Genomic DNA, 21,370 nt, shown 5'->3' on the forward strand with positions numbered 1-21,370 from the left:
GGGTGGTGTTGACGGGATGTGCGGGAGGATCAGCGACGGGCGTGGGGCTCCCGGTCGACCGGATCGGGGATCAGGGATCAGGGATCAGGGATCACGGTGTTCGTGCCTGGTCAGCGCGTACGCGGCGAGCAGGCACAGGCCGGAGCCCGGCACCCAGGCGAGCTGGTACCAGTAGAAGAACGGCGTGCCGGCGAGCCGTGGGCTCGCACCGGCGTACCAGGGGACCCACAGCAGTCCCGCCGCGGGCACGAGGAGCAGTACGGCTGTGGCGACGCGCCGTAGCCGGTGATGACCGGTCCGTGCCATGACCTGTGCTCCTCTCCCGCTCGCTGGGGGTCTGTGCAAGAGTTGCCCGCCCGCCGGAAGTGGTTGACAGCGGAATTCCAGAAGATTTCCGCCGGGGTCGCGTCAACCGAACCGGCCGTCCGCGCAACCAACCGGTGAGATCCAGGAACACCAAGGACGGTGACGCATGGCCGAGAGCGCCATGACCGCGACGTTCCTCGCCGTGATCGGCGGAGCGTCGCTGCTCGCCGTCACCGCACGCCGTCTGCGCCCCAGCGACCGGCTGCCCTCCCTGGAGGGCTGGGCGCTGGCCGACCGGAGTCTGGGTCCCGTGTGGACCTGGTTCCTGCTGGGCGGCACGATCTTCACGGCGTACACCTTCACCGCCGTCCCGGGACTGGCGTACGGCAACGGCGCGCCCGCGTTCTTCGCGGTGCCCTACACGGTGATCGTCTGCCCGCTGGCGTTCGTGCTGCTGAGCCGGCTGTGGACGGTGGCCCGCCGGCACGGCTACATCACCGCCGCCGACTTCGTGCGCGGACGCTACGGGTCGCCGCCGCTGGCTCTGGTGGTCGCGCTGACCGGGATCCTCGCGACGATGCCGTACCTGGCGCTGCAGCTGCTCGGCATCCGCGCCGTGTTGACGGCGGGGGGCATGTACCCGCGCGGCGCTGGCGGCGACCTGGTGATGGTGGCGCTGTTCGCGGGGCTCGCGGTGGCGACGTACCGGCACGGTCTGCGTGCGCCCGCCGTCATCGCCGTTCTCAAGGCGGTGGCCGTGTTCGTCTCGCTCACCGCCGTGTGCTGGCTGGTCCTCGGCCGGCTCGGCGGCCCGGGGCGGGTCTTCGACGGCGCCGCCCGACGACTCGGCGGGGCGGACGCGGCGCACTCCGCACTGCTGTCCCCCACCCAGCAGCCCGCCTACGCCACCCTCGCCCTCGGCTCCGCGCTGGCCCTGCTGATGTACCCCCACGTCCTCACCGCAGGGTTCGCCGCCGACGGGCCGCGCACCCTGCGCAAGGTCTCCGTAGCACTGCCCGCCTGGACGGGACTGCTCGCGCTCTTCGGCTTCCTCGGCGTCGCCGCGCTCGCGGTGGGCGTGCAGGCGCCGAAGGGTGGCGCCGAAGCCGCCGTACCGATGCTGGTCGACCGGCTGATGCCGGCACCGCTGGCCGGGCTGGTGTTCGCCGCGATCACCGTGGGGGCGCTGGTCCCGGCCGCCGTGATGTCCATCGCCGCCGCCACCAGCTTCGTACGGAACGTGTACGTCGAGTACGTCCACCCCACCGCCACGCCCAAACGGCAGGTGCGCATCGCCAAGGCGGTGTCGTTGACCGCGAAGGTGGGGGCGGTCGCGTTCGTGTTCGGACTGCGCGATCAGGACGCGATCAACCTGCAACTGCTCGGCGGCGTCTGGATCCTGCAGATCTTCCCCGCCGTGGCCGTCGGGCTGTACACGGGACGGCTGCACCCGCGCGCGCTGCTGGCGGGATGGGCCGTCGGCATGACGGCGGGAACCGTCCTGGTGGTGCGGGAGGGCTTCTCGTCCATCGTGCCGGTCGGCCTCGGCGGCCCGCCGCTGGAGATCTACGCCGGACTCGTCGCCCTCCTGCTCAATCTGGCCGTCGCCCTGTTCGGGACCCTGGCCCTGGAACGCCTCGGTGTCCCCCGCGGTCCCGACCTCACCGACCTACCGACCCGCCTGGCCGTCAGGCGGCACCGCGAGACGGGAGCGAACAACCCGTGAGACGCAGACCGGACATCCCCCTCACGCTGCCGCCCGTGCCGCCGCCCGCCGCGCCGGCCGATCCCCTCACCCCCGCGGTGAGCGACCCGGCGGAACGGGAACGCGAAGCCGCTCTGGCCCGCCTGTTCGAGCGGCACTACGCCTCCATGCTGCGCCTGGCCGCGCTGCTCGGCGCGGACGATCCCGAGAACGTGGTGGCCGAGGCGTACTACCAGATCTACCGCAAGTGGCGACGGCTGCGGGAGACCGAGGCGGCGGAGGCGTATCTGCGCTCCACCGTCTGCAATCTGACCCGGATGCGCATACGTCACCTCCAAGTGGCCCGCAGACATGCGGAGAACCCACCCGAGGAAATGGTCACCTCCGCCGAGAACACCGCCCTCCTCCACGACGACCAGCGTGTGCTGATCGACGCGCTGCAGCAGCTGCCCGCCCGGCAGCGCGAGGCGCTCGTGCTGCGGCACTGGCTCGGGCTGAAGGAGAGCGAGATCGCCGCCGCCATGGGCATCTCCTGCGGTTCGGTCAAGACACACACCGCGCGCGGCATCGCCGCCCTGAGCCAGGCAATGGAGGCCCGGCGATGAACAACACCGGCCGCGGCCGCACCGAGAACGAACGCCCTGAGAAGGACCGCGTCGAAGCCGACCGCGGCCGGACACCTGACGGTGTGCCGGACAGCGGCGGCACGGCGGCAGCGGCCCGGACGGAGCGGGAACTGCGCGAGGCCCTGGAGGCACTGGCCCAGGGAGTACAGGCCGCGCCCGACGCCTACCGCACCGCCCGCGGCGAATGGCTGCGCCGCGAACGCCGCCGACGACTCGTCCTCACCGTCCTGATCGCCGTCGTGTTCACCTTGGCCACCCTGATCGGCCTGTGGGTCCTCAACCAGACCCCGTCCGACCCCGGCGTCATCTTCTCGGGGACGGGAGCGGCGGTCGCCGCCGACAGGGCGACGGTGACGGTCCTGCCGGGGTGAGGTTCGCGCGTTGTACCGCTCCGGAACTCCGATCTGCCGGGCAGGGTCGCCAGGACCTCGCTGAAGGCTCCTGTACGGGCATGGCGGGCCCACTCCTCGCGAGGGGCCGACGGCATCACTGTCCGATCGTGCCCAGGGTTTGGTCGGCCGTCGCGAAGCGGTGCTCCGTCGGCTTCAGTACTTCGTGGAGGTGGCCGAAGTACTCCGTTTCGGCCGTCCCGGTGAGCACCGCCAGGAGGAAGGCGAGGCACCCCATGTCGTGGTGCTCCCACAGGGGGCCGCGCCCTTCGTTGTAGAGCACGGTCCACTCGTCGGGGTGCCGGCCGGGCCTCGCCAGCCAGTACAGGAACGCGCCCGTGCCCTCTTCGAAGGCCCACGGCAGCACCCTCGCCCCCGCGTCCTGCAGGCCGGCCGGCTTGTCCTCGAACTCCCACAGGTCGGCCAGGATCTCGTCCCGTTGTGCTGTCTGCGCGTGCAGGTCGCAGTCGTCGTAGGCGGAATCGGGGACGAGCAGCCAGATCGTCTCGTCGAAGATGCCGTCGCCGTATGCCTCTACAAGCCGCTTGTAGTCGGCAGGCAGAGCCGTACCGAGGGCGCGCTCGGCTTGCGCCCAGTCCACCGCGGGCGGCGGGTTGGCGGGCGGAGGGCAGAGGCGCGTCAGCGCATCGAGGTCGATCATGGAACGGACGCTATCGGCTGCCAGGCCGGTCCCGTGAGCGGTCGTGTGCGACACCGGTGTCCCGACCTGCAGACCTCGCAGGCATGCGGAGACCGTCTAGGATCCGGGTCATGGCGCTGACGACGCACGACGTGGACCGGTTCGAGGCGACGAGGCCCCGTCTGGAGGCAATCGCCTACCGTCTCCTCGGGTCCGCGAGCGAGGCGGAGGACGCCGTGCAGGAGACCTTCCTGCGCTGGCAGGCGGCCGACGTCGACAGGATCGAGGTGCCCAAGGCCTGGCTGACGAAGGTGCTGACCAACCTCTGCCTCAACCAGCTCACTTCGGCCCGCGCACGCCGGGAGACCTACGTGGGCCAGTGGCTGCCGGAGCCGCTGCTCGCCGGCGACCCGATGCTCGGCCCGGCCGACACCGCCGAACAGCGCGAATCCGTCTCGTACGCGGTGCTCACCCTGCTGGAGCGCCTCACCCCCAACGAGCGGGCGGTGTATGTGCTGAAGGAGGCCTTCGACTACCCGCATCGGGAGATCGCCGAGATCCTGGAGATCACCGAGGCCACCAGCCAGCAGATCTTCCACCGCGCGAAGAAGCACGTGGCGGCGGGCAAGGCCCGTACGGAGATCGACGAGGCGGCGGCCCGGCGGATCGTCGAGGAGTTCCTCGCGGCAGCCATCAGCGGGAAGACCGAGCCACTGGTCAAGCTGCTCACCTCGGACGCCATCGCGGTCGGCGACGGCGGCGGGAAAGTCCCGGCCCGCGCCAAGGCGTTCGAGGGCGCACTCGCGGTCGCGAAGTTCATGCGGGGCCTGTTCAAGCCGGCTCCGGTCAAGCGGGCCATGGTCGGCGGCTCTCCCGAGATCCATGTCTCCACGGCCAACGGCGGCCCCGCGATCCTGGCGGTCGTCGACGGGCGGGTCGTCGGGGTCGTCTGCCTGGAGATCGGCGCGGACGGCATCGTCGCGTTCCGCAGCCAGGTCAACCCCGACAAGCTGGAACGTGCGACCGAGGTGTGGGCGGCCACCGAGCACGGGGAGCCCCTGTTCCACGCCTTCTAGGTCACATCTTCCAGCGAGGGTGTGACCTGGTTCACATCCTGTTCCTGTCAGGAAAGCGCGGGCTGCCCGGTTCAAGGGGCGTAACCGAGCAAGGGCAAGCGTCGGACCCGCGCAGACAGGAGCAGGAAATGCAGCACCGCATCATCGTCCTCGGAGCCGGCTACACCGGAGCCACCGCCGCCGGGCGCATCGCCAAGCGGCTGCACCGCGCAGACGTCGCCATCACCCTCGTCAGCGCCGAGCCCGACTTCGTCGAACGCGTGCGGATGCACCAGCTCGCCGTCGGCCAGGAGCTCAAGCCGCGCCCCTTCGACGAGATGTTCGCGGGCACCGGCGTCGAGGTGAAACTCGCCGAGGTCGCCGGTATCGACGCCGACCGCAGGACCGTCACCGTCGTCGACGCGCACGGCGCCGGGGACCAGGAACTGGAGTACGACACCCTCGTCTACGCCCTCGGCAGCGGCTGGAACCCCCAGAGTGTCCCCGGCACCGCCGAGCACGCCCACGACATCTCCGGCCGCCCCGGAGCGCTGCGGCTGCGCGAGCGGCTGGCCCGGCTGGACGCGGGACAGCCCGTGGTGGTGGTCGGCGGCGGACTCACCGGCCTGGAGGCCGCGACCGAGATCGCCGAGACCCGCCCGGACCTGGACGTCGCCCTCGTGGCCCGCGGCGGCTTCGGCGACTGGCTCTCCGACAAGGGTCAAGGACATCTGCGGAAGGTCTTCGCCGGGCTCGGCATCACCGTGCACGAGCACACCGCCGTCACCGCCGTCGAGGCCGACCGCGTCCTGACGGACGGTACGGCCGTCCCGGCTGCGGTCACCGTGTGGGCCACCGGCTTCGCCGTCCACCCGATCGCGGCGGCCAGCACACTGGAGAGCTCCGGCACGGGCCAGATCGTGGTCGACGCGACCATGCGCTCGCTCTCGCACCCCGACGTGTACGCCATCGGCGACGCAGCCCTCGTGACCGGTCCCGGCGACAAGCCGCTGCGGATGTCGTGCGCCTCCGGCGTCCCCACCGCGTGGCAGGCCGCCGACGCCGTCGCGGCCCGCCTGACCGGCCGAAAGCTTCCGAAGGTTCCGATCCGCTACTTCCAGCAGTGCATCTCGCTCGGCCGCAAGGAGGGCCTGATCCAGTTCGTCACCGCGGACGACCAGGCCGTGCCCAAGGCACTCACCGGCCGCCTCGCCGCCCTCTACAAGGAGATCATCTGCAAGGGCGCGGCCTGGAGCGTCGCCCACCCGACCGTGGGCCTGCCGGTCCGCCGCCGTCGTACGGTCCAGTCGGGGAACCTGGCGGGCCGGGCGGACCAGGTGGGTCAGGTCGACCAGGTGGGTGCGGGGAACCCGGCGGGGCAGGCGGACTCGGCGGTGGAGGCCGCGGCTTGAGTCGTACGGCGCGGGTGGCGACTACCTGCACCGGGCCCCGGGGACGTCTTCTTCCCCGGGGCCCGGTGGAGTGTCCGGAGGCGTGTCCGGAGGCGTGTCCGGAGGGTCCGGGAGGGTCATTGCGGCGCCCGCCCCCGCGGACCGCCGGAGCGGACTACTACTGGTAGAGCTTGATGCTGTTGATCGGCGTGATGTCGGCCACGCCGACGGTGTAGCTGTTGATGATCAGGCCGGTGCAGTTGGCGCCGTTGTACCCGAAGCACAGCCGGGCCTTCGCGCCGGAGTGCTGGTTGTTGAAGACCCACTTCGTGCCGTACTGGTTGTTCACGTTGTGGGCGCCGTACTCGTACCAGCGGTGGCTGGGCTGGCCGGCCTTCCAGTCGGCCTCGTTCTGGTACATGCAGACATAGCCGAGCTTGCAGCCCGCGTAGTCCCCCTGCCGCGCTCCGAGTTCACCGGCCTGCGCGGTGGCGACGGTGGCGGCGAGGGTACCGGTTGCCAGTGCCAGGGCCACGGCGGTCCGCTTGATCTTCTTGAGCATCGTTTTCCCCCTTGGTCGGCGGGTACGCGGCGGCTGGATGCCGCTCAACCACGCCCCGGTTGCGTGTGCAGCATCCTCACAAGCGGCCACGCGTTGCGTGAACCTCGCATGTGCGAGGTTGACCGGTGCGCTCCCTGGCCCACTGCGTCTGCAGGAGGCGCGGGGCCGTGGCCGGTGCATCTCATTGAGGCTGGATCCCCGGATCTCTGCGGGAACAGCTCAGGACGGGTGCCCGGCTCATCCGCGCGGCCGCCTTGAAGGTGCTCGCCACAGTGTCGTACGAGGGGGAGGCTGTTCCAGCGCCCCCGGGATCCACAACTCGTGAGTGACCAGGTCCAGGGCCTAGCACATAGGTAAGGTCACTCCTCGCACGATCATCCGATCACGCGTTTGCCGCGCCGGGGGGCCGCCGCATGTCCGCACCGAAATTCCCGTTGAGCCGCAGAGCGGCCCTCACCGCGTTGGCCGGCGCCGCGGCAGGCGGCACCCTGCCACTCGCCACGGCGCGGGCCGCGAGCGCTGTCGGACCGGACGGACTCCCGGCGGCCACACCGGCACAGGCGGCAGCGGCACCGGCGGTGACGTCGGCCGAGTCCGCCGCTCAGCCGCCGGGCTTCCGGGTCCCCGTGCTGATCGACCCGGCCGACCCCTGGCACTACACCCCGCACCCGGCGGGCACGCTGACCACCCGTGTGATCACCGGCGGACTGGAGGTCTCGGACGACACCGGCGTGATCGCGACGCTCACCACAGGAGCGCGGACGGTGACGCTGAAGGGAGCGCGGCGCTGGTTCACCGAGCAGAAGAAGGCGGTCCACGACGCCTTCGACCGGACCCCGCCCGCCGGCGGCTGGGGCATGTCCCCCGGCGGCGGGACCTGGTCCCACCACAACGGCGCCGACACGGACTACTTCGTCGACAGCGGCCGTGCGGCCATCACACTCGCCGCCGGCAAGAGCCGCTACAGCCTGCTTCCCGACCACGGCATCGGCGACGTCTACGCCGCCGCTCGCTTCTCCTTCGACAAGCTGCCCGCCGGGGCGCCCGCCTCCCTCGGCCTCGTCTTCGCCGCCCAGGACGTCAACAACCACTACCGGGCGCGTCTGATCGTCACCCCCGCCGGAGACGTCCAGCTCGTCCTGGAGAAGGAACTCGCCGACACCACAACCACCTTGAGCGCGGCGGTCACGGTCGGCACCGGCTTCACCGCGTTCGACCACTGGTGGGTCAGGGCCGAGAAGGCCGGCGACGTCCTGCGCGCCCGGGCCTGGCGGCACGTCACCACAGGCGTGGCCGACGAACCCACCACCATGTGGCACCACAGCGTCCGCGACCCGGAAAAGGCCCCGGACGCCGTCTTCCACTCGGGCACGGCCGGCGTCCGGGCCCTCGCCTCGACCGGCGCCACCGTGCTCCCCCAGGCGCGCATCTACGACTTCCGCGTCGACACCGCGACCTGGACCGACCCACCGGTCGTCACCCACGACACCTGGGTGAGAGTCCTCCCGCAGCCCTTCGACGGGGCCTGGACAGCCGACCTCGAACAGCAGATCCGCACCTGGGCCGGCGACACCTCGCCCGACGCCCTCGCCTACTCCTCGATGTACCGGCCGTACGCACCCGCCGTCCCCGACCCCGCCCGCCCCACCACCCAGGTACTCGGCGAATCCGGCTACAGCAGTCCGCTGCCCTCCGGACTGCGCGAAGTGGGCGCCGACTTCCACGAATACATGGGGCTTCCCTGGACCTTCCCCAGCGGCGAGAGCATCACCCGGACCCCGGACCCGAAGTGGCTCAAGAACCTCGACTGCTCAGGCCTCGTCCGCATGGTCTACGGCTACCACCTCGGCGTCCCCATGGGTCTGGCACCGGACAGCGCCGAGCGACGCCACCTGCCCCGCACCTCACAGTCACAGGCCGCCTCCAGTCCCGGCGTCCTCATCGCCCAGGCCACCGACACACCACCCCCGCTCGGCGCACTCCGGATCGGCGACCTGCTCTTCTGGAACGACCCCGACGACGGCGCCGTCTCCCACACCGGCATCTACATGGGCCCCGACCAACACGGCAAACACCGCTTCGTCTCCAGCCGCAAGACACCCAACGGCCCCACCATGGCGGACCTCGGGGCGAAATCCATCATCAACGGCTCCCCCGACGACCTCTACACCGACACACTCCGCGTCATCCGCCGCCTCTGACCCACCAATCTCCGCGGGCCCGCGGCGCTTTGCCCGGGTTCGCGCGCCGACGTACTGCGCCAAAGTCTCTCGACCCATCGCGCACGGAACACAGGGTGCGGGGCCCTGTGACGCGCCATGCTTGACGCGACGCGGAGGCGGCAGCGCAGCCGACGCCGACACACATCGACGAGCGCGAAGACGTAGGGGGCGGCCGTGGGGAGAGACGCGGGGCGTCGGCGGCCTGGAAAGAGACGGGGACGCCGTGGCGTCGTCTCGGTGCTGGGAGGCGCGGCCCTGCTCGTGTCCCTGCTGATACCGCCCGGCCAGGATCCAGTGCCGGCCGCGGACTCAGCGCCTGCCTCCGCGTCTGGGCCGGTCAACTACGCGGTGGCCGTGGACCAGTCAGCCAGCATCACGGCCGAGACCATGAGGGCCCAGAAATCCGCCGTCAAGCGCATCGCGCTGGGCGACGTCTCCTCGTCCTCGCACGTCAGCGTCTTCGGCTTCGCCGCCGCCGAGAGCGCGGAACAGCGCGCGGTGGACCCGGTGTGCCCCCGCACCCCGATGGACGCGGCGGGCCGCGAGGCCGTCGGCAGCTGCGTGGACGAGTTACGTGCCCGCAAGCAGGGCGAGGGCGCCGGCACGGATCTGGCGAGCGCGATCCGGCACGGCGTGAACGATCTGTCCTTTGCCACGGACGACTCGCAGCCGCGGGTGCTCTTCCTGCTCACCGACGGAAGAATGGACGTCGCGGACAGCCCGCAGTACGGCGATCCGGCACACCGTCAGGCCGAGGGCGAGCGCCGGCTGAAGCTTGCGCTCAAGGACGCTGCAGCCAAGCAGGTGCAGATCTGGCCGCTGGGCTTCGGCCCCGCCCTGGACCGGGGACAGCTCGACCGGATCGCCGCCGGGGGCTACCAGAAGGGCTGTGGAGAGCTTCCCTCCGCGACTCCCAAGGCGCACACGGTCTCCGGGGCGCAGGACGTCGGCCCCGCGCTGGAGAAGGTCTTCGCCTCCGCTCTCTGCCTGCGCCACGAGGAGGGCACGAGCGGGCGGCCGCCGGCCGGCCTGGAGGTCGGTATCTCCCCGTTGGCGACCGTGGGCAGCATCGTCGTCGACAAGGGCGACGCCGAGGTGAAGATCACCTATATCGACCCCAGCGGCCACAAGGTCCCCACCACCGGGGCGTACAAGAGCTCCCAGTTCGAGCGGGCGGGCGCCGATGGCACTGTGGAAGCGCTGAAGATCTTCAATCCCCTGCCCGGCACCTGGAAGGTGCGGGCCGAAGCCCCGGAGGGCCACAGGTCCCTGCCCGTCGCCGTCAGCGTGCTGTGGCAGGGCGAACTGCGCGGCGCCGTGACCATGGACCCGCCCTCGCCGCAGGCCGGCGAGAAGGTCACCGTGACCATGCGGCTGCAGACCCGCGAGGGCTACGAGATCAGCGATCCCGACGACTACCAGGGGCTGCGTGTCCGCGCCGAGCTGACCGGCGACGGCTTCGCCCCGCGGGCCTTCGACCTCTCCGACGACGGCAAGGGACCCGATACCGAAGCTGGTGACGGCTCCCTCACCGGGGCTGTCACGATCCCCAGGGAAGCCGACGGGGCGTTCAAGGTGAAGACCACCCTGACAGCTCCAGGGCTGCGCACCGCCACCCGCAGCGAGGTCAGCACGGTCGCGTCCAGCGAGCGGCCCGTCACGGCCGCCCTGCTCGAACTGCCGCGTGGGGAGAGGCATCCCGGCGACAAGATCGCCGCCGACCTGGCCGTCCGCAACACCACCGACACCCCGCACACGCTGCGGCTGTCCATCACTGACGTCAGTCCGGGGCTGCTGTCGGTCACTCCGGACGAGATCGAGATCCGGCCCGGCGAACAGGCGACCCGAAGAGTGACGATCCAGGTGGCGCCCGCCGGCGCCTTCGGGGACCGTCTCACCGACGGACTGAGGCTTGTCGGCACCTTCTCCGTGGTCGACGTGACCGACTACGGCCGGGTGCTCGCACAGTCGCTGCTCTCGGTACCGATCACGCCGGAGCCCGCGTACTGGGAGAAGTTCGAGCCGGTCTTCTTCCCCACCACGCTCCTGGCCGCACTCTGCGCTGCGGGGGTCCTCGCCCTCGTCCTGCAGCGCCAGGGACTCAAAAGCCCCTCCGGGCTCGTACTGCCCGCGCCCCGGGAGGCCGGCGCAGTCCTCAGCGCGCGCACGGCGCGGCACGGCGGCGACGAGCAGCGGTCCGCATGGTCGTGGGCCGACGAGCCACGCACCTCCGCGGATGACGAGCCTCCCGTTCCGACTCCACGCCAAGAGGCGCGCCCGCCCACGCAGGCCGTCCCCCGTACCGCGGGTCATGACAGTGACGACGGGTCGGTGGAGCCGCGGTGGCTGGTCGCGGAGCTGGCCGAGCAGACCCCGCCGGGACGGGAGGTACCCCTGCAGGTGCAGATCGTCCGGGACGGCCCCCGCGGGACGGGCGTGCAGCTGCGCCCCTTCCATCTCCCTCGTGAGGGTGCCCGGGTTCGGGTGACCGTCCATGCGACCGGCCTGGTCGTCCTCGACGAGCTGGTGCAGGAGTTGCACGTCCTGCCCGGCCGGGACTCGGACGTGCTGCTGTTCCGGCTGAAGGCTCCGATGCCAGGTCTCCACCGGGTGACCGTACGGGCCTACCGCAACGGCACCTTCCTCGGAGAGGTCACCTGCCAGATCTCGGTGGGACACGGCAGCGTCACGCGCGACGGTCCACCGCGCCACGCTCCGCTGCCCTCCATGGCGTTCGATCCCGGGGAGGTCACTCTGCAGGTCCTCAAGGGGTCGACGGCCGGCACCTTCAGCTTCCAGCTGATCAGCGAGACGTTCTACCCACCGGAGATCATTCACTTCGTGGGCGACTCGCGTACGGCCACGGAGCAGATCTACGCCGAGCTGAAGAGGGCTGCGAAGGCTGCGGCGGCCAACGGCGGCGAGAAGGACGCGCAGCGGCTGCGTGCCCGTCTGCGCAGTCACGGAGTGCAGCTGTGGAATTCCGCGGTGCCCCAGGCAGTCCAGAGGCAGTTCTGGGACCAGGCCGAGCGCGTCTCGGCCTTCACCGTCCTCGGAGAGCATGACGCCGTTCCCTGGGAGCTGCTCTATCCGCTCAACGTAGGACATGACGACAGGGGTTTCCTTGCCGAGTGGCTGCCCGTGGTGCGCCGGGTGTTCAACCAGGACCGGGTCCGCAGTCTCAGCCTGCCCGGTGCGGCGTTCGTGGTTCCGCCGGGTTCCCCGGTCGACGCGAGCCTGGAAGTGGCGTCCCTGCGTGTCCGGTTGGGGACCGAGGTGGCCGACGGCGGCGTACTGACCGAACGGGCGGCACTGACCGCGCTGATCGAGGACGGACACGCGGGTCTGCTCCACTTCGCCTGTCACAACGCCTTCACGGGCAGCGGCTCCTGCGTGACCATGGCCGACGGCCCCTTCGACCCCATCGACCTCGCCTCGGCCGCCCAGTTGCACACCCTGCGGCCCCATCGCCCTCTCGTGTTCTTCAACGCCTGCCGCAGCGCGGGCGAGATCAACTGGTTCGGCGAGAGCCTGGGGTGGGCACCGCAGTTCCTCACCGCGGGTGCCGGTGCGTTCGTCGGCACGCTCTGGCCCGTACGGTCGCAGTCCGCTCTGCAGTTCGCCGAGGCCTTCTACGACGAGTTGATCGCCAACGGGCAGCCACTCGGCCACGCTTCGCTCGCCGCCCGACAGACCATCCGTGATGTGCACGGCGGCGATCCCACATGGCTGGCCTACGCCGTGTACGGCAGCCCGGCGGCAACAGCCCACACCACCGAATGACAAGGGGGAGTCAGCCACATGAAGGATCCGGTCTTCGTGATTCACGGCGTCGCCAACCGCAACCGAAAGGAGTTCACCTCAGTGGTGTCGGCGCTGGCCGCGGCGGCCGGCGTCGACATGGTGCCGGTCCATTGGGGCGATCTGGGCGCGCGGGACCAGTTCATCGACGCCGCGCTGCCCGTGTACCGCCCCGACGAGGCGGACGTCCTGCGAGACGGCCCGGACCCCGAAGCCCTCGTCGTCGCGCCTTTGGCAGCGGCCCTGTTCGACCATCCGCTCGACGAGGGCCGGCAGCTCTCGTACGTCGACGCCGCCGTTCGAGAACGCCTCGACGCACAAGGCGAGGACGAGTCCGAGTCCGGTGGACTGCGGGACCATGGGGGCCGCGACCACCTCGATCCCGATCAGATCCTTGAGTACGTGCGGGAAGCATGGGCCGACACCGAGTGGCTCTGTCGTACCGATGACGCGCAGTTGCTTCGGGAGACCGGCGGCGCTCTGGCACGCTCGATCCTGGACGAGGCCGATCCGGAACTGGACGACGCGTACTACGGGTTGCGGGGTGGAGGAGCCGACGGCGACGGCCGCCTGCGCTCGCTGGTACGCCGTCGTCTGAACGACCTGGACCGTGTCGCGGGCGCAGCCGTCCAGGCGGTGGCAGCGCGGCTGAACCACGCGATGCGAAGCCGGTTCGGACCCGGCACCACACGTTTCCTCGGTGATGTGCTCGTCTACCAGCGCCATCAGGATGCCGTCCACGCACGCGTACGCCAGGTCATCGACGAAGTGGATCCCCGACTCGGACGCAGCCCCGACCGCCCGGTGCGTATCGCCGCCCACAGTCTGGGCGGCGTCATCGCCGTCGACATGGCCACCGCCGCCGTCCCCCTGTGGACGGAATCGCTGGTCACGTTCGGCTCCCAAGCGGCCTTCTTCCATGTCTGCGACCCCAGGGGAGGCCAACTGGCTCCCTACGCGGGCAGCGTGCCCGTGCGTCTGCCGGTTTCCCTGAACCGCTGGACGAACCTCTGGGAACCACTGGACGTGCTGGCCTTCGCCGCTTCCAGGGTCTTCCGGCTGCACGACGGCACTGCTCCGGTCGACCTCCCCGTCCACCACCAGGCCAGCACCGGCATGTGGACCCACTCGGCGTACTGGGACCTTCCCTACGTCGCCTCGGTCATCGGCGACGTCATGGGCCAGACCCAGCCGAGGCAGAACCTCCAGTGAGGCGCCGGAAAACCGGTGGAACCGTGCCACTGCGTGCCATTACCGTGCTGCCGTTCCGAGTCGTCTGGTGAAGGGCGTGCCGTTGTACACCGTGTGAGACCTCCCGAGTGCTGATCGGTCGCGCGTCGCGCCTATGCGCCGCGCTTCTTTCTGCTGCGGTTTTCTCACTGAAGACGGTGTACTTCTGTGCTCAATAACTGGGTGGTCGCGCCCACCTGCCTGCCGCTCGTTCTCCGCCGTTGTCACACGTGCGCGTCCGAGCGCTTTCGGGCGAACGGCAAATTCCGCGTCAACGCGAACCACAAGCTCATCGACGCCTGGCTCCTCGTCCTCTGTACGGGGTGCGGGGAAACGGCAAAGCTCACGGTCCTGGAGCGGCGGAACGTGCGCTCCGTACGGCCTGAGCTACTGGACCGGATGCACGCCAACGACCTCGGTCTGGCAGCCGAGTTGCTCCAGGATCCGGTCCTGCGGCGCCGTAATCACATCGCCCTGGACTGGTCGGGCGCCTGGCGCCTCGACACCGGCGGATCGGACCACCTGGATCGCGAGGTGATCGACATCTCGGTCCGGTTTGCGGCGCCGATCCCGGTCCGGCCGGTGCGGTTGGTCGCTGAAGGCTGCGGTCTTTCCCGGGCCGAGGTCGAGAGACTGGTGGCGGAAGGGAAAGTCGTTTCGGCGGTCCGGCTGAACGGCAAGCTGTCCAGCGACTTCACCTTCACGCTCAAGCGCTGAGCGCTGAGCGCTGAGCGCTGAGCGGCTAGTTCTCTTCGAGGCCGGGGGCCTGTCCGGCATGTCGTGCCGGGCAAGCCCCCAGTCCTGCCCCCTGCCCGCGCCCTGCGCGGCGCCCGGCCTTGCAGGGGCCCCTATCCGCGCTGCTCGTAGCGCCGCCAGCCGCGGCCGCCGTCGCGGGAGATCCACAGCCCCTCGCCCTTCACCAGGTCGTACGTCGCCGTCGTCGCGTCCGCGATGCCGTAGAGCACGGTTCCCTCGACCGTCAGCGAGGTGAACGCCGCCGGTGTCCTCAGCTCGTGGAAGGCGCGGTTGGCGCGGTCGGCGGCGAGCCAGTAGCGGCCGCCTTCCTCACCGACGAGCAGCCGTCCGTCCGCCAGCAGGTCAAGGACCAGTGACTCCGGGTCATGTTCGAAGTCCCGGAAGGGGATGCCGCCGTCGAGGAGCGTCCGCCAGTGCGCGCCGCCGTCCGTCGTCACCAGCAGGCCGCGTACGGCTTCGCCGTGGATGAGGGAAAGCGCCGCGGTCCCGCCCCGCGCGACGAGGGTGCCTCCTGTGTACGGCTTCGGGACGGCCCGGGAGCCGAGGGTGCGGCCCTCGCGCTGCCGTACGACGCGCTCGGGGTCTTCGGTCAGGGGCTGGTTCAGGCTCCATACAGTGCCGCGTTCGTCCACGGCGAGGCTGACAGCGTCCTCCGGTACCGCGGCCGGGGGCGCGACGGTACGCGTGGCAGGGCGGTAGATGAGGGACGGTTCCATCTCGGCGAGCAGGACGTCACCGGGGCGAGGGGCCGACGTGCCGCCGGTGACCACGACTTCGCGTCGCTCGCCGCGTAGGTCGAGAGCGTACGCGCCCTCGGCGTCCTCTCCCGGTGGCACCCGCACGAAGCCCCCGCGCACGCCCTTGAACGCGGGCGCTGCCGCCTCCGCGTTCGCGTGTTCCGCCTGCTCGGCGACCGTACGGCCGTCCGGGCCGACGATCCGCCAGGCCGTGGCGGCGGGTCCCTCGTCGTCCTCGACATTGTCGGCGCGGTACGTCAACAGCAGGGAGCCGTCGTCCGCGCGGACCACGCCGGTAGGCGCGCCCGCCGCCTCGATGACATCGGCAGGGCTCGGGTGAGGGTCTTCGATGACACGTCTGTACCGTGCCTCGCGGTCCCCCGCCGCCCCGTCGCCGACGCCGACGCCGCTGGATACGTCCGGGCCGCAGGCAGTCAGGGCCAGTGCCGCACCCGCCACCACCGCAAACGCAACCGGAATCACGACCACACGCCCGTCAGGGCGTTTCCCGCGTTCCCCGCGTTTCCCAAGCCACACCATCGCCGCATCCTCACACGAGCAGCGCGGTCTCCGCTGGAAGGGAAACGGTGTGCCGTTGCAGCCAGCCGGGTTGGGGATACGAAGAGCCGACGGCCCCCGCAGCATCCCCACCCCGACCGTTGGACAAAGGCACGCTCAACCGGGCGTGATACGGCCGCGCCAGCTTCCGGATTCACTCCCCCGGTGCTCGATGTAGTCCTTGAAGCGCCGCATGTCGCCCTTGACGCGCCGGTCGATGGTCCCCAGCACATCGGCGGCCTTCTCGGCGGCACCGCTCGCCTCGACGTCCATCACGAGTTCCACCCGGGTGTGGGTGTCGTCCACTCGCTGGAACCGGACCGTGCCCTTCTGCCGGGTGTCACCGCTGGTGGTGCGCCACGTGATCCGCTCGTCAGGGAGCTGGTCGACGATCTCGGTGTCGAACTCACGCCGTACCCCACCGATCTTGGTGGTCCAGTGATTGTGGCGGTCGTCGAGCTGCCTGACCTCCTCGACGCCTTCCATGAAGTTCGGGAACTCCTCGAACTGCGTCCACTGGTTGTAGGCGGTACCGAGGGGGACCTCGACCTCCACTGCTTCCTTGACCGTGCTCATCTCGTTGCCTCCTTTCAAGGCCGCGAGTACCCACCAGCTCGCTCTCTACAAGAGACGCCGGTCATCGAACCGAGCACTCGCCGCTCACCCCAGGAGGGTGTCGATCTGGTCGGCGAGGTGGGGGTGGCCGGTCGTGAGGTGGGGGCGGGTGGCGTTCAGGGGGTGGATGAGGGCGGTGGGGTCGTCCTGGGCGAGGGCCTCGTGGAGTTGGTCGAGCGGGCGGCGGGCGGCGGTGGGCAGGTCGGTGAGGGCGGTGATCTGGCCGGCGATGCGGCGCAGTCCGGCGGCGTTGTCACGGGCCCAGGCGGCGAGGTTGCGGTCGGCGGCGCGGCGTTCGCGGGTGGCCTGGACGCGTTGCTCACCGGTGGTGCCGGCGGGGCCGGGCCGGTTGCGCAGGTAGCGGCGTTCGGCGGCCTGGCGGCTGGCGACCCCGAGGGGGTGGGCGAGGTCGGCCCAGCTGGCGCCCGCGTGGCGGGCCGTCTCAATCAGGCCGGTTTCCCATCCGGCGAGCTGTTCGCGGATCCGCCGCAGCAGCAGGAGAGAGGCCAGCGCCTGCTCCGCCTCGGTGGGCTGGGCGTCGGGGGTGGCGCCGGATGTTTCGTGCTGGGCAGCGCTCAATGCGTGGTTGATGGTCTCCAGGGCCGCCGCGGCCGCGAGGAAGGAGGCCGGGTCCTGGGGGCTGGTGCTGGTGGGGGGCGAGGGCTGGGGCTGGGTCGGCCGGCCTGACGCTGTCATGAGCACCCCTCTCCGGTTGTCATCCTTTCGACGACATCGCGATTGTCATCCATTGGATGACATGTTACAACGGATTCACGAGGCGCATTGGCAGTTACTGCCCTGAACCTTCTGGAGGTGTTTCACGATGTTGATGCGCACCGACCCCTTCCGCGAGCTCGACCGGCTGACCCAGCAGCTGATGAGCCCGGGCACCTGGACGCGGCCGTCCACGATGGCGATGGACGCCTACCGCGAGGGTGACGAGTACGTCGTGGCCTTCGACCTTCCCGGCGTCAGCACCGAGGCGATCGACATCGACGTCGAGCGGAACATGCTGACCGTCAGGGCCGAGCGCCGGCCCGTGGCGAAGGCCGACGACGTGCAGATGGAACTGTCGGAGCGGCCGCTGGGTGTCTTCTCCCGGCAGCTCGTGCTGGCCGACACCCTCGACACCGAGCACATCAAGGCCGACTACGACGCCGGGGTGCTCACCTTGCGGATCCCGATCGCCGAGCGCGCCAAGCCCCGCAAGATCGCTATCGGCGGGGAGTCCTCCCGCAAGGAGATCTCTGGCTGAGCCGGACGACCCGGGACCATCGGCGGCGCAGGACGGGCACCTGAACGGGTCACCACCCGTCCTGCGCACCCGCCCGACCCGAGAGAGGGGGCGGCCGGCGTGACACTGCGACGGGAAGCGTTTCTCGACCAAGTGCGGGAGCGCGGCGAGTACGAGAGCCGGCAAGAGGCAGAGCGCGCGTCCCGTGTGGTGCTCGCCCTGCTGGGCGCGCACCTGGTCGGCGAGGTGCGCGCGCAGTTGGCGGCGCGCCTGCCGGAGGCTTTCGCGCTGATCCTGCTCAACCCGATGCACAGCGCCGAACCGCTGTCACCGGAGCGGTTCGTGCGGGCTACGGCGGCCTGGATCGAGGGAGCCACCGCCCAGACCGCGGCCTGGGACGTCGGCGCCGTCCTCAGCACGGTCGCCGACGCCGCCGGCGATGACCTGCTGGGGCAGATCCTGCTCCAGCTCCCCGCGGGCTACGACCTGCTCTTCGGCAGCACCCGGCCCACCTGACCACCTCTGACCACCTCTGACCACCTCTGACCACCCACCGCATCCGGTGCCCGCGCGCCCCTGCCGGGCACCGCCACCCAGACCGACAGAAAGGCGAACACCGCAGTGATGCCCGACCGGCGTGCAGCACTCCAGCAGACCTCCGTGCCCACGTTCGCGCAGATGCTGGAGAAGGTCCGTTACGAAGGCGCCTACCCCACCCGGGAACGTGCCGAGGAAGCCGTCCGCCTGGTCGTCGCGGGACTCGGACGCCAGCTGACGGGCGACGAGCGCGTCGAACTCGCCGCATGCCTCCCCCATGAAGCCGCACGCATCCTGGCCGAACAGATCCCCGACACCGAGCCGCTGACCGGCTGGGCGTTCGTCAAGGACCTCGCCGCCCGCACCGGCGCCTCCCTCGCCACGACCCGCTGGGACACCGGTTCCGTCCTCACCACCGTCGCCGCCCTGGCCGGCCCCGAACTGCTCACCCGCGTCCTGCGCCGGCTCCCCTCCGGCTACGCGCTCCTCTTCGGCCGCGCCGAACTCCCCCAGCCCGTCAAGGAAGCTGCCTGACGCCGCCCACGCCCCAGCCGCCCCGCCCCGCCGGAAGCGGCCGCCCGTCGCACTTCGGCCGGGAAAAGCAGCCCCTTCCCGCCCGGTTGTTGTGCGGGCGTGCTCTGCGTGTTTCGTCGCCGTCTGCTTTGTGGTGAGCGACCATACGGACAACGCCGACACCTCACGATCATCGGCATCGCGCGCGGAAACACCAGAACAGAAAGAAGGACGTACGTGTCCGGCAGCGAAAGCGAAAACCCAGCAATCGCGTCCCCGACCCCGACGGCGACCCGGCCCAGGACGAACCGGGACTGGTGGCCGAATCAGCTGGACCTTCAGATTCTCCACCAGCACTCGTCCCGTTCCAATCCGATGGACGAGGACTTCGACTACGCGAGCGAGTTCGCCACCCTCGACCTCGACGCGCTGAAGCAGGACGTCATCGACGTGATGACGACGTCTCAGGACTGGTGGCCTGCCGACTACGGGCACTACGGGCCGCTCTTCATCCGGATGAGCTGGCACGCCGCGGGCACGTACCGTGTCGCCGACGGTCGCGGTGGTGGCGGCAGCGGTGCTCAGCGCTTCGCTCCGCTCAACAGCTGGCCGGACAACGCGAGCCTCGACAAGGCACGCCGTCTGCTCTGGCCGGTGAAGCAGAAGTACGGCCAGAAGATCTCCTGGGCCGACCTTCTGGTCTTCGCCGGCAACTGTGCCATGGAATCGATGGGGTTCAAGACGTTCGGATTCGGATTCGGACGAGAGGATATCTGGGAACCCGAGGAAATCTTCTGGGGTCCCGAGGACATCTGGCTCGGAGACGAGCGCTACAGCGGCGACAGGGAACTCGCCACTCCCTTCGGTGCCGTGCAGATGGGGCTGATCTACGTCAATCCTGAAGGGCCGAACGGAAATCCGGATCCGCTGGCCGCCGCCCGCGACATTCGCGAGACGTTCGGGCGGATGGCGATGAACGACGAGGAGACGGTCGCGCTCATCGTCGGCGGCCACACCTTCGGCAAGTGCCATGGCGCCGTCGACCCCGAGTACATCGGTCCGGAGCCCGAGGCCTGCCCCGTCGAGCAGCAGGGCCTCGGCTGGCGGAACACGTACGGCAGCGGCAAAGGCGTCGACACGCTCACCAGTGGGCTCGAGGGCGCGTGGACCCCCGAACCGACCAAGTGGGACAACGGCTACCTGGACACGCTGTTCGGGTACGACTGGGAGCAGACGACGAGCCCCGCGGGTGCCAAGCAGTGGACGCCCACGGATCCTGCGGCGCGGGACACGGTGCCCGACGCTCATGATCCGTCGAAGCGGCACGCTCCGATGATGCTGACGACGGACCTCGCGCTGAAGCTGGATCCGGTGTACGGGCCGATCTCGAAGAGCTTCCACGAGAACCCGGACCGACTCGCCGACGCCTTCGCCAGGGCCTGGTACAAGCTGTTGCACCGCGACATGGGGCCCGTCACGCGTTACCTCGGCCCGTGGGTCGCCGAGCCGCAGTTGTGGCAGGACCCCGTACCCGCGGTCGATCACGAACTCGTCGCGGACGAGGACATCGCCGCCCTCAAGAGCAGGATCGTCGCCTCGGGACTGTCCGTCTCCCAGCTGGTCACCACCGCTTGGGCGGCGGCGGCGAGCTTCCGCGGCACCGACAAGCGCGGCGGGGCGAACGGGGCACGGATCCGGCTCGCGCCGCAGCGGGACTGGGAGGTCAACCGCGTGCCCGAGGTGGCCGAGGCCGTGCAGAAACTGGAGCAGATCCAGCAGGACTTCAACCGCTCCCAGGCCGGCGGCAAGAAGGTCTCGCTCGCCGATCTGATCGTCCTGGGCGGGTGCGCGGCGGTCGAGCAGGCCGCGAAGAACGCCGGTCACGACATCACGGTGCCGTTCGCCCCGGGACGCGCGGACGCCTCTCAGGAACAGACCGACGTGGAGTCGTTCGCCGTACTCGAACCCAAGGCTGACGGTTTCCGCAACTACCTGCGGGTCGGCGAGAAGTTGTCACCGGAGACCCTCCTGCTGGACCGCGCCAATCTGCTGACGCTGACCGCTCCCGAGATGACCGCGCTGATCGGCGGCATGCGGGTCCTGGGCACCGGCTTCAAGGGCTCCTCGCACGGCGTCTTCACCAGCCGGCCGGAGACGTTGACGAACGACTTCTTCGTCAACCTGCTCGACATGGGGACGCAGTGGAAGACGTCCACTTCGGACGAGAACGTGTTCGAAGGCCGGGACCGCGCCACGGGTGACCTCAAGTGGACCGCCACCGCGGTCGACCTCGTCTTCGGCTCGAACTCCCAGCTCCGAGCCGTCTCGGAGGTCTACGCGGCCCAGGACGCGGGAGCCAAGTTCGTACGTGACTTCGTGACCGCGTGGACCAAGGTGATGAACCTCGATCGGTTCGACCTGTCCTGAGCCTGATGTCCCCGGTCGGCGGGCACGCGTACTCCCCCCCAACAGCACGCGTGCCCGCCGGCCGGG

At 70.3% G+C, this 21,370-nt stretch carries 19 protein-coding genes; 13 read left to right on the top strand and 6 right to left on the bottom strand.

Annotated features, from left to right (window positions below):
• Positions 1 to 84: 84 nt before the first annotated feature.
• Positions 85 to 306: a DUF3311 domain-containing protein gene (locus tag AQJ67_RS19090; RefSeq protein WP_062720208.1), complete on the bottom strand. Its 222-nt coding sequence runs from the start codon at positions 304 to 306 to the stop codon at positions 85 to 87.
• Between the two features lie 166 nt (positions 307 to 472).
• Between AQJ67_RS19090 and AQJ67_RS19095 the strand changes: the two genes are divergently transcribed.
• The 3 genes from AQJ67_RS19095 to AQJ67_RS19105 are packed head-to-tail and all read left to right on the top strand — an operon-like array spanning position 473 to position 3,008.
• Positions 473 to 2,032, top strand: coding sequence for a sodium:solute symporter family protein (locus AQJ67_RS19095; RefSeq protein ID WP_062720209.1), 1,560 nt, complete (start codon positions 473 to 475; stop codon positions 2,030 to 2,032).
• Positions 2,029 to 2,616, top strand: a complete 588-nt coding sequence (locus tag AQJ67_RS19100; RefSeq protein WP_079056037.1) for a sigma-70 family RNA polymerase sigma factor — start codon at positions 2,029 to 2,031, stop codon at positions 2,614 to 2,616. Before AQJ67_RS19095 ends, AQJ67_RS19100 begins: the two co-directional genes overlap by 4 nt.
• Entirely contained in the window at positions 2,613 to 3,008 is a 396-nt protein-coding gene (locus AQJ67_RS19105; protein ID WP_425264165.1) for a hypothetical protein, read from the top strand. Before AQJ67_RS19100 ends, AQJ67_RS19105 begins: the two co-directional genes overlap by 4 nt.
• A gap of 115 nt (positions 3,009 to 3,123) precedes the next feature.
• On the opposite strand, the gene AQJ67_RS19110 is transcribed toward AQJ67_RS19105, so the two are convergent.
• A complete protein-coding gene (locus AQJ67_RS19110) occupies positions 3,124 to 3,687 on the bottom strand; it encodes an SMI1/KNR4 family protein (protein ID WP_062720210.1) in 564 nt (187 codons plus the stop codon).
• A gap of 110 nt (positions 3,688 to 3,797) precedes the next feature.
• Here AQJ67_RS19110 and sigJ point away from each other — a divergent pair, with 110 nt between their 5' ends.
• Complete coding sequence (sigJ, locus tag AQJ67_RS19115) at positions 3,798 to 4,742, top strand: RNA polymerase sigma factor SigJ (protein ID WP_062720211.1); 945 nt, start codon at positions 3,798 to 3,800, stop codon at positions 4,740 to 4,742.
• A 128-nt stretch (positions 4,743 to 4,870) separates the two neighbouring features.
• Entirely contained in the window at positions 4,871 to 6,133 is a 1,263-nt protein-coding gene (locus AQJ67_RS19120) for an NAD(P)/FAD-dependent oxidoreductase (protein WP_062720212.1), read from the top strand.
• A 157-nt stretch (positions 6,134 to 6,290) separates the two neighbouring features.
• On the opposite strand, the gene AQJ67_RS19125 is transcribed toward AQJ67_RS19120, so the two are convergent.
• Positions 6,291 to 6,674, bottom strand: coding sequence for a hypothetical protein (locus tag AQJ67_RS19125; protein WP_062720213.1), 384 nt, complete (start codon positions 6,672 to 6,674; stop codon positions 6,291 to 6,293).
• Between the two features lie 413 nt (positions 6,675 to 7,087).
• Here AQJ67_RS19125 and AQJ67_RS19130 point away from each other — a divergent pair, with 413 nt between their 5' ends.
• From AQJ67_RS19130 to AQJ67_RS19145, 4 genes are all read left to right on the top strand, one after another.
• On the top strand, positions 7,088 to 8,875 hold the full coding sequence (locus tag AQJ67_RS19130; RefSeq protein WP_063807342.1) for a C40 family peptidase: 1,788 nt from the start codon (positions 7,088 to 7,090) through the stop codon (positions 8,873 to 8,875).
• Positions 8,876 to 9,250: 375 nt separating this feature from the next.
• On the top strand, positions 9,251 to 12,679 hold the full coding sequence (locus AQJ67_RS19135) for a CHAT domain-containing protein (protein WP_244190512.1): 3,429 nt from the start codon (positions 9,251 to 9,253) through the stop codon (positions 12,677 to 12,679).
• A gap of 18 nt (positions 12,680 to 12,697) precedes the next feature.
• Positions 12,698 to 13,909, top strand: coding sequence for a hypothetical protein (locus tag AQJ67_RS19140; protein ID WP_062720216.1), 1,212 nt, complete (start codon positions 12,698 to 12,700; stop codon positions 13,907 to 13,909).
• Between the two features lie 186 nt (positions 13,910 to 14,095).
• Positions 14,096 to 14,644 carry a DUF1062 domain-containing protein gene (locus tag AQJ67_RS19145; protein WP_062720217.1) on the top strand — a complete coding sequence of 183 codons (549 nt, stop codon included), beginning with the start codon at positions 14,096 to 14,098 and terminating at the stop codon, positions 14,642 to 14,644.
• Between the two features lie 131 nt (positions 14,645 to 14,775).
• On the opposite strand, the gene AQJ67_RS19150 is transcribed toward AQJ67_RS19145, so the two are convergent.
• The 3 genes from AQJ67_RS19150 to AQJ67_RS19160 all read right to left on the bottom strand — a co-directional run bounded on the left by AQJ67_RS19150 (position 14,776) and on the right by AQJ67_RS19160 (position 17,289).
• On the bottom strand, positions 14,776 to 15,879 hold the full coding sequence (locus AQJ67_RS19150; protein WP_244190513.1) for a beta propeller repeat protein: 1,104 nt from the start codon (positions 15,877 to 15,879) through the stop codon (positions 14,776 to 14,778).
• Positions 15,880 to 16,095: 216 nt separating this feature from the next.
• A complete protein-coding gene (locus AQJ67_RS19155; RefSeq protein ID WP_062720219.1) occupies positions 16,096 to 16,554 on the bottom strand; it encodes an SRPBCC family protein in 459 nt (152 codons plus the stop codon).
• Between the two features lie 84 nt (positions 16,555 to 16,638).
• Complete coding sequence (locus tag AQJ67_RS19160; protein ID WP_062720220.1) at positions 16,639 to 17,289, bottom strand: hypothetical protein; 651 nt, start codon at positions 17,287 to 17,289, stop codon at positions 16,639 to 16,641.
• A 127-nt stretch (positions 17,290 to 17,416) separates the two neighbouring features.
• Between AQJ67_RS19160 and AQJ67_RS19165 the strand changes: the two genes are divergently transcribed.
• The 4 genes from AQJ67_RS19165 to katG all read left to right on the top strand — a co-directional run bounded on the left by AQJ67_RS19165 (position 17,417) and on the right by katG (position 21,304).
• Positions 17,417 to 17,848 carry an Hsp20/alpha crystallin family protein gene (locus tag AQJ67_RS19165; protein ID WP_062720221.1) on the top strand — a complete coding sequence of 144 codons (432 nt, stop codon included), beginning with the start codon at positions 17,417 to 17,419 and terminating at the stop codon, positions 17,846 to 17,848.
• A 99-nt stretch (positions 17,849 to 17,947) separates the two neighbouring features.
• Positions 17,948 to 18,343: a DUF2267 domain-containing protein gene (locus tag AQJ67_RS19170; protein ID WP_062720222.1), complete on the top strand. Its 396-nt coding sequence runs from the start codon at positions 17,948 to 17,950 to the stop codon at positions 18,341 to 18,343.
• Positions 18,344 to 18,451: 108 nt separating this feature from the next.
• Positions 18,452 to 18,898: a DUF2267 domain-containing protein gene (locus AQJ67_RS19175; protein ID WP_107122925.1), complete on the top strand. Its 447-nt coding sequence runs from the start codon at positions 18,452 to 18,454 to the stop codon at positions 18,896 to 18,898.
• A gap of 216 nt (positions 18,899 to 19,114) precedes the next feature.
• Complete coding sequence (katG, locus tag AQJ67_RS19180; protein WP_062720224.1) at positions 19,115 to 21,304, top strand: catalase/peroxidase HPI; 2,190 nt, start codon at positions 19,115 to 19,117, stop codon at positions 21,302 to 21,304.
• The last annotated feature ends 66 nt before the right edge of the window (positions 21,305 to 21,370 follow it).

The organism is Streptomyces caeruleatus (assembly GCF_001514235.1).
In the GTDB taxonomy this organism is placed as follows: domain Bacteria; phylum Actinomycetota; class Actinomycetes; order Streptomycetales; family Streptomycetaceae; genus Streptomyces; species Streptomyces caeruleatus.

Excerpts from the sequence above, each read along its gene's own strand:
- AQJ67_RS19090 (WP_062720208.1), bottom strand. The coding sequence starts at position 306 with ATGGCACGGACCGGTCATCACCGGCTACGGCGCGTCGCCACAGCCGTA.
- AQJ67_RS19095 (WP_062720209.1), top strand. The coding sequence starts at position 473 with ATGGCCGAGAGCGCCATGACCGCGACGTTCCTCGCCGTGATCGGCGGA.
- AQJ67_RS19105 (WP_425264165.1), top strand. The coding sequence starts at position 2,613 with ATGAACAACACCGGCCGCGGCCGCACCGAGAACGAACGCCCTGAGAAG.
- AQJ67_RS19110 (WP_062720210.1), bottom strand. The coding sequence starts at position 3,687 with ATGATCGACCTCGATGCGCTGACGCGCCTCTGCCCTCCGCCCGCCAAC.
- sigJ (WP_062720211.1), top strand. The coding sequence starts at position 3,798 with ATGGCGCTGACGACGCACGACGTGGACCGGTTCGAGGCGACGAGGCCC.
- AQJ67_RS19120 (WP_062720212.1), top strand. The coding sequence starts at position 4,871 with ATGCAGCACCGCATCATCGTCCTCGGAGCCGGCTACACCGGAGCCACC.
- AQJ67_RS19125 (WP_062720213.1), bottom strand. The coding sequence starts at position 6,674 with ATGCTCAAGAAGATCAAGCGGACCGCCGTGGCCCTGGCACTGGCAACC.
- AQJ67_RS19130 (WP_063807342.1), top strand. The coding sequence starts at position 7,088 with ATGTCCGCACCGAAATTCCCGTTGAGCCGCAGAGCGGCCCTCACCGCG.
- AQJ67_RS19140 (WP_062720216.1), top strand. The coding sequence starts at position 12,698 with ATGAAGGATCCGGTCTTCGTGATTCACGGCGTCGCCAACCGCAACCGA.
- AQJ67_RS19155 (WP_062720219.1), bottom strand. The coding sequence starts at position 16,554 with ATGAGCACGGTCAAGGAAGCAGTGGAGGTCGAGGTCCCCCTCGGTACC.
- AQJ67_RS19160 (WP_062720220.1), bottom strand. The coding sequence starts at position 17,289 with ATGACAGCGTCAGGCCGGCCGACCCAGCCCCAGCCCTCGCCCCCCACC.
- AQJ67_RS19165 (WP_062720221.1), top strand. The coding sequence starts at position 17,417 with ATGTTGATGCGCACCGACCCCTTCCGCGAGCTCGACCGGCTGACCCAG.
- AQJ67_RS19175 (WP_107122925.1), top strand. The coding sequence starts at position 18,452 with ATGCCCGACCGGCGTGCAGCACTCCAGCAGACCTCCGTGCCCACGTTC.